This window comes from Amycolatopsis sp. (assembly GCF_035276945.1).
In the GTDB taxonomy this organism is placed as follows: Bacteria; Actinomycetota; Actinomycetes; order Mycobacteriales; family Pseudonocardiaceae; genus Amycolatopsis_E.
In genome coordinates this window covers 1-14,324 of record NZ_DATELF010000083.1, presented here as the reverse complement: position 1 = coordinate 14,324, position 14,324 = coordinate 1, and the positions used below count along the sequence as shown (strand labels likewise).

The window sequence follows — 14,324 nt, the reverse complement described above, 5'->3', positions numbered from 1 at the left end:
CCTCGAGACTCCCGCGCTCGGGGGTTCACGCATCGCCGGCCGGTGCGGAAGCAGGAGTCCGTTCACTCCGTGTTTCACCGGCGTACACGGGAAAGACGACCCGGATCGACAGCCCGCCACCGGGTCGCGGGCGCGCGTCGATGGTCGCGTCGTGCGCCTCGACGATCGCGTGGACGATGGACAGGCCGAGACCGAGGCCCTCGGTTTTGGCGGTGCGGTCCGATTCCCGCCGCTGGAACGGCTGGAAGAGCCGCTCGATTTCGCCGGGGGCCACTTCCGGGCCGGTGTTGCTCACCGACAGTTCGGGTCTGCCGTTCACGACATCGGTGCCGATGTCCACCGTTCCGCCCGCGACGTTGTGGCGCAAGGCGTTGTCGACGAGATTGGTGACGAGCCTTTCCGCGAGTTGGGGGTCTCCGGAGGTCGCCGCGGGGGAGAGGCGGGTCCGCAGCGATAGGCCTCTCGTCGCGGCTTCCGGCAGCCTGGTGCTCAGCGCCTCCTCGACCAACGTCTCCAGGTCGAACGGTTCGTGGGCCTCGATGCCGCTCTGCCCCTTGGCGAGCGTGAGCAGCGCGGTGATGAGCCGGTCCTGCCGCTCGCCGGCCGCGAGCACCCGCCGGTGGGCCGTGCGCAGGCTTTCCACGGTCGCGTCCGGATCGTCCAGCGCCACTTGCCCGAGCACGCGCTGTCTCGCCAGCGGGGTGCGCATCTCGTGGGAGGCGTTGGCGACGAACTGGCGCTGTGCCTGGAAGGACGCCTCCAGCCGGCTCAGCAGTTCGTCGATGGTGTCGCCGAGCTGGCGCAGTTCGTCGTCCGGCCCCGGGAGGTCGAGGCGACGGTGGAGATCGGTCGCCGAGATCCGCCGCGCGGTCAGCGTGATGGTGCGCAGGCGGCGGAGGATCCGCCCGGCGATGAGCCAGCCGAGGACGATGGACACCGCCACCATGATCGCCAGCGCGAAGCCCGCCTGGACCACCAGTTGGTGCAGGTTGTCCGAGCGTTGCCTGATCGCGCGGTCGCGCAGGACCTGCACCTGCTGGTCGACCTGTGACGGGGTGAGCTGCGGCTGGTCGCCGGCGGCCTGGCCGGACGCCAGCGGGGTGGGCAGCTCGTCGATGCTGCCGCTGATGCCGGCGTCGTTCCGGAAGGAGACCGCGCCCTGGGTGGCGTTGCTGACCAGTACGTAGGTCAGCGCGAGCAGCGCCGACGCGGAGAGTAGGAACAGACCGCCGTAGACCAGGGTGAGACGCATCCGCACCGTGCGCCGCTTGGCCCACACCCGGTCGGCGAACAGGCGGATCGACCTCATGGTGATTCCTCAGGGGGTAGCGGTGGCTTCTCCGATGCGGTAACCGGACTTGGCGACGGTCTGGATGACGGCCGGCTCGCCGAGCTTGGTCCGCAGCCGGCTGATCGTGATCTTGACCGCGTTGGTGAACGGATCCGCTTGCTCGTCCCACACGTGCTCGAGCAGTTCCTCGGCGGACACGATCCGTCCGCGCGCGGCGAGGAGCATTTCCAGCACGCCAAACTCCTTGTGCGCCAGCGGGAGGCGCCGATCTGCCCGGTGGGCCACGCGTCGGGCGGCATCCAGGACCAGGTCACCGTGCCGGAGCAGGGGTGGGTGCGCGGGCTGCGACCGCCGCGCGAGCGCGCTGATCCGGGCGACCAGCACGGGAAAGTCGAAGGGTTTGGCCAGGTAGTCGTCCGCGCCCAGTGCCAGGCCGTTCACCAGGTCCTCGGTGGATGAGGCCGCGGTCAGCAGCAGGACTCGGCTCTGGCACCCGGCGGCCAGCAGCTCGGTGCACACCTTGTCCCCGTGCATCCCGGGCAGGTCCCGGTCGAGCACGATGACGTTGTAGTCGTTGACCAGCGCGCGTTCCAGGCCACTCGCCCCGTCGAACGCAACGTCCACAGCCATCTTCGCGCGGCGTAGGCCGACGCCGATGGCGTGCGCCATCTCCTCGTCGTCTTCGACGACCAGCACCCGCACGGCCTTGTCCCCCTCCAGTTTCCAGCGCACCACTCGCCGCAAAGGCGTGCTGTCCAGTCTCTCGACCGGGGGTTTCGCCAGGGTTTCATCCTAATCCAATAGGGTTCTGTCAGGTGATGTGAGTCTCAGCGATGTTGTTCGCGCCGTGAAGCGGCGTGAACCGAGGGAGATGGAAGTTCTTCCCGCCGGGGTGTCGCAGCAGCCCGGTAGGAGCTGGGCGCAGTGGTTCCGACCTGGGAGACGCCAGGAAGGGCAGGAAGCAGCGCTGACAAAGCCGGAACGGCTTGGCACTGCTGGTAGGGCAGCCGCGCTTTGGTGGTCGTGGCTGGTCAGGGTTGCCGGGGGCCTGCTGATCTTGAGGGCATGCTCGCCCGGGGACAGGTCGGCAAGCTGACCGACCGGATCGGCCCGCGGCCGGTCGTGCTGGCTGGCGTCGTCCTGACGGCGGCCGCCACGCTCGGCTTCACCCAGTCGGCGCCGGGCACCAGCGACGCCAGGGACGGGCGCGGCGAAGAACACCCACACGTGCGCGCCGACGCCTGACCGCGAAACCTCCAAGGCGGCCGGTACCTACCAGGCTCGGGCGGCCTTCGCATAGGCCAGGGCGTCCAGCATGGCAGCTTGCCCGTCGAAATCGGCCGCGAGCCAGCAACACAGGTCGCCGTCCAGCAGCGGATACAGCCCGAGGTGCGTCTGGCCGGACAGGTGGGCGCGCAGGACCTCCCCGGTCAACGGCAGGGTAGTTGCGATTCTCGTGGCGCACGCCTTTGCGCCAGCCGCCGCGCACTGCGGGCAACCAGCCTGCCCGACCTGTGCGGGAGTTCTCCCAACGAGTCGCGTAGATGGCCTGGCGAGAGGCGAACAATACTTCGAAGAACGCGACTTTCACGTCCGGTACGGACCCCCGGTCCACCACGCCCGGCCGGGTCTCGACGAAGCCGGTCTGGGTAGGACCTGGCGGCTGGCAGTGAGGGGGTCAGGGGTTCGAGTCCCCGCTGCCCTGCTAGAAAACTCGCTGCACCGCTTCTCCGACCACCGCTGCGTCAACCGACCCGTCTCACCAGCGCCGTGCCGCGGTGACGGCGGGATTGCGGTGTCCGGCCAGCCCGCAAAAGAAGTCGTTCACGCCAAGCTGGTGCTCCAGCTTGGGCCACTGCGCGATCCGTTCCAGGCTCTCGGCGTACGCCTTCGGCGCGGGCGGCTTCTCCGCACGCCGCGCGGCGATCAGCCGCTTACCGAGGTAACCCAGCGCGAACCGCGTCTGACTTGTCCCGCCGTCCACGTAGGACTCCCGGAACGCGAACACCACCCCCAGTTCGCGCAGCCGCCGCAACCGGTCCTGCGCCCGCCGCACCGAGGCGAACTCGATCGCCGCGATCTGGTTCCGGCGTATCCTCTGTGCACCGGGCTGGACCGCCGCGCTATGGAACTTCCGCACGACTGGTGAGTCCGCATTTGCCAGTGTGTTCGACGCCCTTTGGCGGGATGTGCTCGGGCCGCCGCCCGCGGGAGGGCGAGACGAAATTGAAGAAGTCGTCGTACCTGATTTCTTCAAAGCCGCAAGCTTCGGGCGCTACTCGTTCGCTAATCCTTTGCTCTGCAGCGAAGCGCATCTGGTCGGGCTCGCTGCCTCGTCGTCGCATGCCCCGCCTCGTGACGATCCGGCTTGGCAGGAGATCGAGCATCGCATGCGGCACCTGCACCGTGCCCATCAGCGGGACGGGCTGGTGCAGGTGCCCTACGAAACGGTCATGTATTGCGGGCGGTTGCTTTGACCAGCCAGAAGCGCACGCCTAGTTCGTCGTCCCCGAGCACGCCGGTGTCGGAGTCGCTGGCCTCGGCGGGAATGTCCGTGAAGGGGTGTTCGGCGATGTCGATCGCGAGCACAGCGTCAGCGAGTTCGCGTTCGTATTCGCGGAGCGCGTCGGCAGTCTCGCCATCGGCCGCCCAGGACAGCGCGATCCGGTCGGTGACCTCGAAGTCGGCGTCCTTCCTGGCGGTCTGAACAAGTCGAATGACCTCGCGCGCGAGGCCAGCCTTGCGCAGCTCAGGCGTGATCGTGGTGTCCAACGCGAGCGTCACATCCTGCTGGCTGGTGACCGCCCATCCGCTGCGGGGAACCTCGGTCACGGTCACCTCGTCGGTGGTAACGGTGAGGTCCTCTCCCTCCACGCTGACGGTCGCCTGCCCGTCGTCCTTCAGTGTGCGGGCAAGGTCGGCGTGATCGGCGGCCGTGATGGCTTTCGCGACCTGCTGGGTGCGGGATCCGAATCGCTTTCCGAGTGCCCGGAAGTTGGGCTTGACGCGGATGTCGACGACTTCGCCGGCTTGGGCGAGCGGTGTGACCTCGCGAACGTTGAGCTCATCGGCGATTTCCGCGAGCAGTTCCGCGGGCAGCACGCGGCCACCAGGGGTGCCGATCAGCGCGCGTTGCAGCGGTTGACGCACGCGGATATTGGTGCTCTTACGGACCGCTCGGCCGACTTCGACCAACTGCCGGGTGATCTTCATGTCTGCGCGCAACTGGTCGTCCGAGCGGCCTGGATCGGGTGCGGGCCAGGTGGACAGGTGTACCGAGTCCGCTGCCGATGTGTCACCAGGCTTGATGGCGTGCTGCCAGACCTGTTCGGTGATGAACGGGATGAACGGGGCGAGCAGACGGGTCAGCACGTGCAGGCATTCGTGCAGGGTGGCCAGCGCATCGGGGTCGCCGTTCCAGAAACGGGCGCGGCAGCGCCGCACATACCAGTTCGACAGGTCGTCGATGAACTGGGCAAGTACACGGCCGGAGCCGGCCGTGTCGAAGTTCTCCAGTGCCGTGTCGACACTGGCCACGACGTAGTCGAGTTCAGCGAGGACCCACCGGTCGAGCACAGGCCGCTCGGCGCGAGGCTGCGCGGGGGTGCCCGGTGTCCAGGAACTGGTGCTGGCGTAGAGGGTGAAGAACGAAACCGTGTTCCAGTAGGTGAGCAGGACCTTGCGAACGATCTCTTCCAGCGGGGTGTCACCGACACGGCGTGCCGACCACGGCGAGCCGGAGCACAGCATGAACCAGCGCAGAGCATCGGCCCCGTGCTTTTCCATGAACGGGATCGGCTCGATGACGTTGCCGAGGTGCTTGCTCATCTTGCGGCCATCCTCGGCGACGATGTGCCCGAGGCAGACCACATTCTCGTAGGACGAGCGGTCGAACACCAGCGTGCCGATGGCCATGAGGGTGTAGAACCAGCCGCGAGTCTGGTCGATGGCCTCACAGATGAACTGGGCCGGGTAGCTCTTCTCGAACTTCTCGACGCTGCCCTCAACGTAGGGGTAACCGACGCCGGCGAACGGCATCGAACCGGAGTCGAACCACGCGTCAATGACCTCGCTCACCCTGGTGGCTTGCGCCCCGCAGGTCGGGCAGTCAAAGGTCACCTCGTCAATGTAGGGACGGTGCGGGTCGAGGCTGGAGAGGTCCTTCTTGGCGAGCTGCCCGAGTTCCGCGCGCGAGCCGACGCAGGTGAGGTGCCCGTCCGCGCAACGCCAGACGGGCAGCGGTGTTCCCCAGTAGCGGTTGCGCGATAGTGCCCAGTCGACGTTGTTTTCGAGCCAGTCGCCGAACCGGCTGTGCTTGATGGTCTCGGGGTACCAGTTGGTGCGCTCGTTCTCCCGCTGCAACTCGGCCCGCTTGGCCGTGGTGCGGATGTACCAGGACAACTGGGCGTAATACATCAACGGGGTGTGGCAGCGCCAGCAATGCGGATATTCGTGCTCGTAGCTCAGCGACCTGAACAACAGGCCCCGCTGTTCGAGGTCGGCGACCAGGATGGGGTCCGCGTCCTTGAAGAAGGTGCCGCCGACCAGGCCCACGTCGGCAAGGAAGTGCCCGTCCGGGCCGACAGGGTTGACGACCGGCAGGTTGTGCCGACGGCACGCGGCCAGGTCGTCCGCGCCGAAGGCGGGGGCCTGGTGCACGAGCCCGGTGCCGTCTTGAGTCGTCACGTAGTCAGCGGTGATGACGAAGTGGGCGTTCGGGATGTCGACCAGATCAAACGGGCGCCGGTAGCGCACACCTTCGAGGCTGCGGCCTGCCATCGACGCGAGTACTTCGGCGTCCTCGCCGAGCACCGTGCCCAGTAGCGGCTCCGCGACAACGAACGTGCCTCGGGGGGTGCGCGCGACGACGTAGGTGACATCAGGATGCACGGCGACAGCAGTGTTGGACACCAGAGTCCACGGCGTGGTCGTCCAGATCAGGAGTTCCACCCCGGCCAGCCCGTCGAGTTCGCCGATGACGGGCAGTTGCACGAACACCGAGGGGTCGACGACAAGTTCGTAGCCCTGCGCGACCTCGTGGTCGGACAGGCCGGTGCCGCAGCGTGGGCAGTACGGCGCGACCCGGTGATCCTGGACAAGAAGTCCGTTGTCGTTGATCTGTTTAAGTGCCCACCACACGCTGTCGACATACTCAGGAGTCATCGTCCAGTACGGATGAGCCAAGTCAACCCAGTAACCGACGCGCTCGGTCAACTCTTCGAACTCGCCGATGTAGCGCTGCACAGACTCTCGGCATCGGGCGTTGAACTCCTCGATACCGACCTTCTCGATGTCCTGCTTGCCGGACAGGCCGAGTTCCTTCTCCACCGCGATCTCGACGGGCAGGCCGTGACAGTCCCATCCGGCGCGGCGGCCGACGTGGAACCCTTTCATGGTCTTGAACCGGGGGAAGATGTCCTTGAACACCCGGGCCTCGACATGGTGCGTGCCTGGTTTACCGTTCGCGGTTGGCGGTCCCTCGAAGAACACCCACTCCGGACCGCCCATGGTCCGGTCCACACTCCGGGCGAAGATGTCCTGTTCGCGCCAAAACCCCAAGACCTCGTGGTCAACGGCGGACAGCTCGACCCGAGCAGCCAGAGGTGTGTAGGGGGACTGATCAGACAACAGGACTCCTTCATGCCGAGCCATGGGCAGTTACGGCACGTTCAAGAGTATCGACCTGCCGGTTGAGGCTCGGATCGGCGTCAGCCAGCCCGCGTTCAACGTCCGAGACAACCGGTTCACCGGCACTCCCTTGGAGCAATCTCCGCCACAAAAGGTCACGTAGTCAGGCGGGATCACCCACGAAAGCACGATTGGGGGACCAATGGTCACCTGATAGCGTGAATCTTGGCGGAATCAAATGATCATGGCGACACATGGGTCGCCAGCAGATCGCTGAAAACTTCGATTGGCTTACGCCAGTTCAGCGTCTCGCGCGGCCTGCCATTCAACTGTGCCGCCACCTTATCAAGTTCCGCCTGAGTGTGCAAGGACAAGTCTGTGCCTTTCGGAAAATACTGGCGGAGTAGCCCGTTGGTATTCTCGTTGCTACCGCGCTGCAACGGCGAGTGGGGGTCAGAGAAATAGACCGGCATCCCCGTCCGAATCGTGAAGTCCGCGTGCCGGGCCATTTCTTTCCCTTGGTCCCAGGTCACGCTGTTCCGCATGAATTCCGGCAGGGTCTGCATTTTCCTGGCCAGGAGCGCCCTGCACCACCCCCGACCAGCAACAACCCAAGAAATCATGGAAGTCCAACACGCCTGGGCACAAGCCGCCGCATAACCACGAAAGTCGAAAAATTACTACAACGATTTTGAATAATCCTCGCGAAAGTCGGCGTATTACCGGGAATACGGGCGGGCGCTGGCGCGGCTACCGAAACAACGCGACAACGCGGTGATGATGCTGCGGCGGGCCGAGCAGATCTCTCCCGCGCGGATTCACCGACACCCGTTCATGCGGTCGATCCTCGCCGAACTTCTGGCCAAGGCCAAGCGCGACGCCGTTGGGCGCGAGTTGCGCGGCATGGCCTACCGGGCTGGCCTGCACGTGTAATCCGATCGGGTGTTTGCCTGTATGGCAACGCCAGTGCGCCCGAATCGACGACGCTCACGATCATGAGCGCGAACGTGGACGTCGTCACCGGTACGGATGTCGAGCGGGCGCACCACGAACCCACGCACCCCCTCCTCGGTGCGCGCCCACACGACGGCGACGTCGGCCAGGGAGCCGTTGGTGATCCACATCTTCTGGCTGCGCAGGACCCAGTCGTCGCCGTCGCGGCGGGCGTAGGTCCGCATCGAGCCGGGGTCCGACCCCGAATCCGGCTCGGTCAGCCCGAAACACCCGACGGCCTCGCCGACCGCCATGCGCGGCAGCCACTCCTGCTTCTGTTCCTCCGACTCCCACCGGTGGATCGCGAACATCGCCAGCGACCCCTGCACCGACACCAGGCTGCGAATCCCGCTGTCCCCCGCCTCGAGCTCCAGGCAGGCCAGGCCATAGGCGGTGGCGCTGGTTCCCGCGCAGCCGTAGCCCTCCAAATGCATGCCCAGCACCCCGAGCTTGCCCAGCTCGCGGACGAGCTCACGGGGCAACCGTCCCTCCTCGAACCAATCGCCCACCTCGGGCACCACCCGGTCACGGACGAACGCCCGGACGGTGTCGCGGATGTCCCGCTCTTCATCGGACAGCACGGCGTCGACGGACAGAAAGTCGTGCGCGGTGGGCATGGTGTTCTCCTTGACTCGGGCTTGCGGAAACCTAACCCACAAACCCTCGATTTTCGCGCCCGATGACGAGTGCGGCCAGGCCACCTACCTCAGCCCGGTCGTCAGGACATGATGTGGCTGAGCGGCCACTGCCTGATCCGGTAGGGCAGCCAGAGCACCAGCTCGTCATCGCGGATCACCAGCCCCTGCCGGAGGTAGGCATCGGCCTCGGCAGCAGGGATCGATGAGAGGTTGGTCCCTCTCAGCAGAGGGTCGAGAAACCTCCGATAGTTGCGATTGCGGATCACGAGCCGCCGATAGGTTCCCAGGCGGTAGTCACGGACCTCGAGGAACCGCGGTCCGTGCCGGTATCCGCACCGGGTGATGTGGTAAAAGTTCCGCCATTCCCGGACGGCTTCATCGCTGACATCTGTTGCCCGTGGCGGATAGAGGTGAGTGAGAAGACGCCAGTCGGTGGTGCCGCTCCGGTCCGCGCCCAGCGTGATCTCCCAGTCGACCGCGGTCCCGAAGCTGGTGAGCTCGCGTACCAGGGCAAGACCCAGCAGCGCCCGCTCCGGACGACCGTCGCCCAGCTCTACCGGGTCGGTCAGGCCTACGCAGCGCACTCCTCGCGCAACCAGGGAAGCGGCCATGGCGACCGGGTCGGTGCCGATGTCGGCCTCGGCCTTCCCCAGGTACATCCCGGGCAGTGCTCTGGCCTCCGGATCACGGTCCCGCCAGAGTGCCAGCCGAACAGGACTGCGCGGCATCGGGTCCAGTACCTGATCAACTGTCATGAAAACTCCCGGAATAGGTGGCAAGTGTGGATTCGGTTAGGCCAGCGCAGGCACGAGCGCCGGGGACTGCTCACGCTGTGCCACGATCTCGCGGTCGGCGAGTCGCAACAGGTCGGTGCTGGCAGCGGTCGGTGCCACGTGGACCCAGGAGTCCGCGTCGTGGAAGACCAGTCCCAGCTCCCGCCACCGGCGCAGCAGCTCACCGGCCCACGCGGCATCCGCTTGAAAGCCCGCCGCCGTCAGCTTTCGGACCAGGGCGGGCACGGTGTGCGGCTGATCCAGCAGCCGGAAGACGGCGGTCTCAGCCGGATCGTCAATGTGCAGGACTCGCCACTCGAACGCGGGACGGCTGTTCACAAGTACAATCCCCTCGTCGAGGTCGTAGCAGCTGAGCCGACACCCGGGATAAGTGAGCTTCCACTCGTCGACGGCGCGCTCCAAGCGCGCGACGACGGCCTCATCGATGCCTTGGGGCGCAGAATCGAACAGGTAGACCAAGTCGTGTAGTTCGCGCTCGGGAAGGTCGTAGATGAGCGAGTAGTACTCGCCAGGACGGACATCGCGGAACCCGAGCTCGGGCCGGTTGAAGTACGGGCTGAACCGCTCGACGAGCAGTCGAGTCGCGCCGTGTGCCGGCGTGAGGTGGTAGAGCGTCGGCATCTGGTCCAGGATCGACGTGTAGTCCTCGTTCGTCTCACCGGGGAATCCATACAGGTAGTTCCAGGCGACGTTGAGGCCGAGCGTCTCGGCGTCCCGCAGCAGACGGACGTTCTGGCAGCCGCTCACTCCCTTGTCCATCAGGTGCAGGACGTGGCTGTTGAGATTTTCGATGCCGGGCTGGACATAGGTGATCCCGGCGTTCCGCAGGGTCCGCAGCTGGTCCAGGCGCAGGTTCGCCTTGATCTCATAGCTGATCCGCAGGTCGTACCCAGCCTCCTGGATCTTCGGTAGGGCGGAGGTCAAATAGCCCATGTCGAGGATGTTGTCGCTCACGATGACGTCCAGGACCCGGTGCTTCTCGACCAGCGCCAGGAGCTCGTCCACGAACCTGCCCGGGCGCTTGCTGCGGTACTCCATGAACGAGCCGTTGAGGCCGCAGAACGTGCAGTGGTGTTTCGCGCCCCACCAACATCCCCGGGAGCTCTCCACGACTATCTTGGGTTCGACCCACGTTCCGGCCCGGGAGGCGGCGTGCTGCTCGTAGTAGCCGTCGTAGTCTGGCGGCACGAGGACGGCGGGCGGCAGCGGCTTGGCGTCCATCGGGTTGGCCACGCTCGACCCGTCCGGCAGGCGTCGGCACAATCCGGGCAGCCCGGCGATGTCGGCGCCGCCGCACAGGCCCTTGACCAGCTGCGGAAGGACAATCTCCCCCTCGCCGCGGACCACGAAGTCGACGAAGTCGAAGTTCCGGTGGAGCGCGGCCCCCTGTTCGCCGTCGCAGTTCGCTCCACCTAACACCGTCGCCACGTCAGGGAGGAATCGTTTTACCGCCTTGGCCCCCGCCAGAGCGGCGGTGTTCTGTGAGAACATCGTAGTAAACCCGACCACATCCGGGCTGGCCGCTGCGATCCGCTCCGCAAGTTGCCGGACGAAGTCGGGTGCGACCCGGTGGAGCCGGTCGGCCATGGAAACCAGGGACGGGGAAACCTGGCCGGCTATGCGGTCGCAGAACTCGCTTGCCTTGTAGTGAGGGTCGTCGTAGAGCGCCGAAGAGAAGATCCACTCGCTGTACGCGGAGAAGTTGCCGGAAGCGCACGCCTCGTACTCGTCGGCGGCCAGCTCGGCACGGTCGGTCAGCCAGTCGACGAACTCGATGTTCGCGTTGACGACCTCGACCTCGCCGCCGGGTATCTCGTCCGCCACCCTGCGCTTGAGTATCCCCAGGGCCAGCGAGGGGAAGGCGATGGAAGCCCACGGCATGTTCACCAGGACGACGCGCATGAATTCCTCCGTTTTGCTCTCACGCCTATTCAGGCTTGTTCCGGATCGCAGCGTTCGGCGAGCTCCGCGTCGACCAAGCGGGTCAGCACTGCCCGCCCTCGTGCAGACGTCGCGGTGAGCGCTCCCGCCTCGTCCCAGCCAACGTCCCCTTTCGGGACCGCGTACAACTGCTCCCACACCATGTCGGCGACGACGAACGACTGCGCAGGGGCGGCGGTGGGGGCGAGCCGCGGCGGAACCAGGCGGGCCCAGGGCCGCAGCCTGACCCGGTTCGCCGGCGGCATACCGTGCAGTGGCGGCTTCCGGGCCGGCGGCAGGGCGCTGGTACGTGGCGTCACCTCATGCAGCAGACGGTCGAGGCGGCCGAGCGACTCGTCCCGGGAGGCTCCTCCCGGCACCGTGTACGGGTAACCGACGTTGCCCGCCAGGTAGTTGAACTCGGGATTGCCGGACAGCCGCGCGCCTCGGTCGACGCGCAAGCCGTAGTGATGCGGGTCCTGGTCCAGCCTGGTGCCGGGCTCGACCACCATGAGCTGCATGACGTCGATTCCCAACCGCGCCTCATTGCGCTGCAGGAACCGCAGGGAGGACTCGAACTCATCGGCGGTCTCGTCGAAGATGCCACCCATGACCGAGAATCGGATGTCGATCCCGGCCTCGGCGACGTTGTCCACGATCCGCTGGAAGTCCTCAGCCCGCACTCCTCGGTCCATCCGGTCCAGAAGACGCTGTGAGGTGCCTTCGTAGCCGATCGCCATGGACCGGCAGCCGAGCTCCGCCAACTCCTGGCAGAAGCCGTGATCCAGCAGCACGCTCTCGAGCCGGTTCCTGGTGGAGAAGGCGACTTTCAGACCTCGTCGGCGGACCTCGCGCATCGCGCGGACGATCAACCGCAGGTTGGTGTTCTCGTCGACAATCGCGATGAAGTCCGTGCCGGTGGTCCGTACGACGTGCTCCAAGTGATCCGCGATCTGCCGAGGTGTGCCCTGCTGATAGGCCCCCCGGGGCAGCGAGCGGTTGCCGTAAGAGCAGAAGACGCAGCGTCCCCAGTAACAGCCGACACAAGAGATGAGTGCGAATTCGGCCCGCTCGTTGACGTATGAACGCACCGGAAGGCCGTCGAAGTCCGGCGGGCCAACGTCGTGGAAGCGCAAGCTGAACGACGCCGGACTCTGGCGGACCGGCGCGTCGGACGGCAGCCACGTCATGCCGGGTACGGCGTCGAGCGGAGCCTGTCCGTCGAGCGCGGCCAGCCACTGTGCCAGCGGTTCCTCTCCGGGGCCCCAGCAGACCGCGTCGGCCAAGCCGCGCACCGATTTCATGCGTACCAGGGCATCGTGGCGGAGCATCACCTGTTGACCGCCGAGGCAGATCCGTACCCCGGGCAGGTACCGCCTCATCCAGGCGGCGGCCAGCAGAGCGGGGGCGATCTGGCTGAAGAAGGCGATGGAGAGACCAACGACACGCGGGCGGCAGTTGAGGGCGGCCGCGCGGACGAGTTCGTGGTAGCTGCGGACTGCCAGGTCCGTGGCGTCCGGGAGGGGCGCGTCCAGTACCGCGCGGACCTCCTGATCGATGTCGTCGAGACCAGTCCAGAGCCTGGTCAGGAATGAGCCCTCTTTCAGCAGTCCCACGATGTGCTTGGCGAGCCGGACGGCCCTGACCGGCCCGAGCACCGGAGCCTTCTCCTTGCGGAGGATATGCCCGGCGATCTCGTCGGAATGGGCGGCGAAGACGCCCTGCATGTCGTTTCGGTACCAGTCCCGCAACGACATTTCACCGGACCCGTGCGGAACTTCATCGGGCGCATTGGCACGCGCATATTCCATAAGAACATGAAACAGCGCAAGATTGAGATCGGTCTGCTGGACCCGGTAACCGTACCGCCGAAGATGGCCGGTCAGATAGGGCAGGCTGAGATAGGGAAAGAACAGAGCTTCGGTATCGGGTGGAAAGACAATCAGAACGTCTGCGAGTCCACCGTCCTGCTCGGTATGTGACATTTCACAAGAATCTGCCCTACCCTGCTCCGGCGGTGTGCGACTAGCGGTCGTCGCTGTCGAGATCGGACGGGCGGGCGAATTCGATGTACGAGTAGGCGTGGTATCCCATGCCTACCTTGAGTTCGGTGCACTCGATCACACTGAGATCGTCTTGCTCTTCGAGCTCCGCGGTTTCGATTGGCCCCACAGCTGTGCTCATCAGCTTCCTCTCAGTGTCCTTCAGTTGTTGGTGAAAACTCAACAATGTACTGTAGCGAAGGCAGAGTGCCCATGACAAGGCCCTCCGCCGACGGGCTGCGGTTCGTCGTCCCGGTCAACTCCATCAACGCTGGCCCCGAACCCGAAGTACTTCGGCAAGGAAAAAGGCGCGAAGAGTGCGACCTACTGGAAGAGTTCGAGAGCCGCCCGGCTTGCCCGTCCCATCCCAACCTGTCACAGCCCAGGTCACGGCATGATCAGCTGACCTGATTACTGGGACCGGGTTGTGATCCTGGCGGCGAGCGCCGTCAATTGCTCGATGAGGGCCCGGGTCCGCGGTCGGGTCGCCGGTCCCTGCCGCTGCGAGCAACGCTGGAGGATGACGAGGGCGGCTTTGACGATCGTGCCGATCTTCCAGGGGCAGAGGCTGATGTTGCGTAGCGCCTTGAATGTGGTCTTCAGTAACGAGTTTCCGCGTTCGCCGACGGCTCGCTTCCCGTTATGGGTCTTGTTGTGGGCTTCTGTTGCTCGGTGAGCTCGCCGCCCTTCGGTTTCTTGAACGCGACGGTGATGGTGTCGGATTCGCCTTCGTAGCCCAGGTCGCTCAGGGCGGGCGGGTTGTCGGCGGTCCAGGTAGCCAGGGCGGGCAGGTCTCGGGGTGCTCGCGCAGTGCGGTGGTGTCGTGCTCGCGGCCGGGCCGCACGTCGGAGGTTCACAGGGGCCAGACATCTGGAGCGGTGATGACCTGGATGTTCCCGCCGTGGTTGTGGTGCTGTTGAGTCGGCCTGGGGCGCGGTGTCGGCGTTGCCGCCGGTTCGTTTCCCCAGGCCGCTCGCCGAACCCGGCGTGCGACTTTCACCGCACCGGGCTCTCCACG

13 protein-coding genes and 4 pseudogenes are annotated in these 14,324 nt (G+C 66.0%); 5 read left to right on the top strand and 12 right to left on the bottom strand.

Annotated features, from left to right (window positions below):
* Positions 1-25: 25 nt before the first annotated feature.
* The gene (locus VJT49_RS14050) at positions 26-1,309 is read right to left on the bottom strand and encodes a HAMP domain-containing sensor histidine kinase (protein ID WP_324165233.1); all 1,284 of its coding nucleotides are present in this window, start codon (positions 1,307-1,309) and stop codon (positions 26-28) included.
* Positions 1,310-1,318: 9 nt separating this feature from the next.
* Positions 1,319-1,993, bottom strand: a complete 675-nt coding sequence (locus VJT49_RS14045) for a response regulator transcription factor (protein WP_324165236.1) — start codon at positions 1,991-1,993, stop codon at positions 1,319-1,321.
* Positions 1,994-2,356: 363 nt separating this feature from the next.
* Between VJT49_RS14045 and VJT49_RS14040 the strand changes: the two genes are divergently transcribed.
* The gene (locus VJT49_RS14040) at positions 2,357-2,536 is read left to right on the top strand and encodes a hypothetical protein (RefSeq protein ID WP_324165232.1); all 180 of its coding nucleotides are present in this window, start codon (positions 2,357-2,359) and stop codon (positions 2,534-2,536) included.
* Positions 2,537-2,563: 27 nt separating this feature from the next.
* Here the strand turns inward: VJT49_RS14040 and VJT49_RS35230 are convergent.
* Together VJT49_RS35230 and VJT49_RS14030 are read right to left on the bottom strand one after the other, a co-directional pair.
* Positions 2,564-2,882: pseudogene (locus VJT49_RS35230) on the bottom strand (TOTE conflict system archaeo-eukaryotic primase domain-containing protein).
* Between the two features lie 168 nt (positions 2,883-3,050).
* Positions 3,051-3,431, bottom strand: coding sequence for a replication-relaxation family protein (locus VJT49_RS14030; RefSeq protein WP_324165230.1), 381 nt, complete (start codon positions 3,429-3,431; stop codon positions 3,051-3,053).
* 25 nt (positions 3,432-3,456) lie between these two features.
* Here VJT49_RS14030 and VJT49_RS14025 point away from each other — a divergent pair, with 25 nt between their 5' ends.
* Entirely contained in the window at positions 3,457-3,768 is a 312-nt protein-coding gene (locus VJT49_RS14025) for a hypothetical protein (RefSeq protein ID WP_324165229.1), read from the top strand.
* Here the strand turns inward: VJT49_RS14025 and ileS are convergent.
* Together ileS and VJT49_RS14015 are read right to left on the bottom strand one after the other, a co-directional pair.
* The gene (ileS, locus tag VJT49_RS14020; RefSeq protein ID WP_324165228.1) at positions 3,743-6,919 is read right to left on the bottom strand and encodes an isoleucine--tRNA ligase; all 3,177 of its coding nucleotides are present in this window, start codon (positions 6,917-6,919) and stop codon (positions 3,743-3,745) included. The two genes, VJT49_RS14025 and ileS, sit on opposite strands and share 26 nt — an antisense overlap.
* Before the next feature lie 242 nt (positions 6,920-7,161).
* A pseudogene (locus VJT49_RS14015) lies at positions 7,162-7,488 on the bottom strand (IS30 family transposase); the annotation flags it as partial.
* Between the two features lie 208 nt (positions 7,489-7,696).
* On the opposite strand from VJT49_RS14015, the gene VJT49_RS14010 reads away from it, so the two are divergent.
* Positions 7,697-7,852 (top strand): hypothetical protein, encoded by a 156-nt coding sequence (locus VJT49_RS14010; RefSeq protein ID WP_324165227.1) that lies wholly within the window; start codon positions 7,697-7,699, stop codon positions 7,850-7,852.
* Here the strand turns inward: VJT49_RS14010 and VJT49_RS14005 are convergent.
* The 4 genes from VJT49_RS14005 to VJT49_RS13990 form a co-directional block, all read right to left on the bottom strand.
* Positions 7,828-8,529: an acyl-CoA dehydrogenase family protein gene (locus tag VJT49_RS14005; RefSeq protein WP_324165226.1), complete on the bottom strand. Its 702-nt coding sequence runs from the start codon at positions 8,527-8,529 to the stop codon at positions 7,828-7,830. The genes VJT49_RS14010 and VJT49_RS14005 overlap by 25 nt on opposite strands.
* 101 nt (positions 8,530-8,630) lie before the next feature.
* Positions 8,631-9,305 carry a DUF5825 family protein gene (locus tag VJT49_RS14000; RefSeq protein WP_324165225.1) on the bottom strand — a complete coding sequence of 225 codons (675 nt, stop codon included), beginning with the start codon at positions 9,303-9,305 and terminating at the stop codon, positions 8,631-8,633.
* A gap of 36 nt (positions 9,306-9,341) precedes the next feature.
* Positions 9,342-11,246: a RiPP maturation radical SAM C-methyltransferase gene (locus VJT49_RS13995; RefSeq protein ID WP_324165224.1), complete on the bottom strand. Its 1,905-nt coding sequence runs from the start codon at positions 11,244-11,246 to the stop codon at positions 9,342-9,344.
* 29 nt (positions 11,247-11,275) lie between these two features.
* On the bottom strand, positions 11,276-13,075 hold the full coding sequence (locus tag VJT49_RS13990) for a B12-binding domain-containing radical SAM protein (protein WP_324165223.1): 1,800 nt from the start codon (positions 13,073-13,075) through the stop codon (positions 11,276-11,278).
* 6 nt (positions 13,076-13,081) lie between these two features.
* Between VJT49_RS13990 and VJT49_RS13985 the strand changes: the two genes are divergently transcribed.
* Positions 13,082-13,246, top strand: a complete 165-nt coding sequence (locus VJT49_RS13985) for a hypothetical protein (RefSeq protein ID WP_324165222.1) — start codon at positions 13,082-13,084, stop codon at positions 13,244-13,246.
* Between the two features lie 43 nt (positions 13,247-13,289).
* On the opposite strand, the gene VJT49_RS13980 is transcribed toward VJT49_RS13985, so the two are convergent.
* A complete protein-coding gene (locus tag VJT49_RS13980; protein ID WP_324165221.1) occupies positions 13,290-13,448 on the bottom strand; it encodes a hypothetical protein in 159 nt (52 codons plus the stop codon).
* Positions 13,449-13,528: 80 nt separating this feature from the next.
* Here VJT49_RS13980 and VJT49_RS35225 point away from each other — a divergent pair.
* A pseudogene (locus VJT49_RS35225) lies at positions 13,529-13,616 on the top strand (Tn3 family transposase); the annotation flags it as partial.
* Positions 13,617-13,822: 206 nt separating this feature from the next.
* Here VJT49_RS35225 and VJT49_RS35220 read toward each other — a convergent pair.
* Positions 13,823-14,213, bottom strand: a pseudogene (locus tag VJT49_RS35220) (transposase family protein); the annotation flags it as partial.
* Positions 14,214-14,324: the final 111 nt, after the last annotated feature.

Coding starts and splice junctions, on each gene's coding strand:
- VJT49_RS14050 (WP_324165233.1), bottom strand. CDS start 1,309: ATGAGGTCGATCCGCCTGTTCGCCGACCGGGTGTGGGCCAAGCGGCGC.
- VJT49_RS14040 (WP_324165232.1), top strand. CDS start 2,357: ATGCTCGCCCGGGGACAGGTCGGCAAGCTGACCGACCGGATCGGCCCG.
- VJT49_RS14010 (WP_324165227.1), top strand. CDS start 7,697: ATGATGCTGCGGCGGGCCGAGCAGATCTCTCCCGCGCGGATTCACCGA.
- VJT49_RS14005 (WP_324165226.1), bottom strand. CDS start 8,529: ATGCCCACCGCGCACGACTTTCTGTCCGTCGACGCCGTGCTGTCCGAT.
- VJT49_RS14000 (WP_324165225.1), bottom strand. CDS start 9,305: ATGACAGTTGATCAGGTACTGGACCCGATGCCGCGCAGTCCTGTTCGG.
- VJT49_RS13995 (WP_324165224.1), bottom strand. CDS start 11,246: ATGCGCGTCGTCCTGGTGAACATGCCGTGGGCTTCCATCGCCTTCCCC.
- VJT49_RS13990 (WP_324165223.1), bottom strand. CDS start 13,075: ATGGAATATGCGCGTGCCAATGCGCCCGATGAAGTTCCGCACGGGTCC.
- VJT49_RS13985 (WP_324165222.1), top strand. CDS start 13,082: ATGAAACAGCGCAAGATTGAGATCGGTCTGCTGGACCCGGTAACCGTA.
- VJT49_RS13980 (WP_324165221.1), bottom strand. CDS start 13,448: ATGAGCACAGCTGTGGGGCCAATCGAAACCGCGGAGCTCGAAGAGCAA.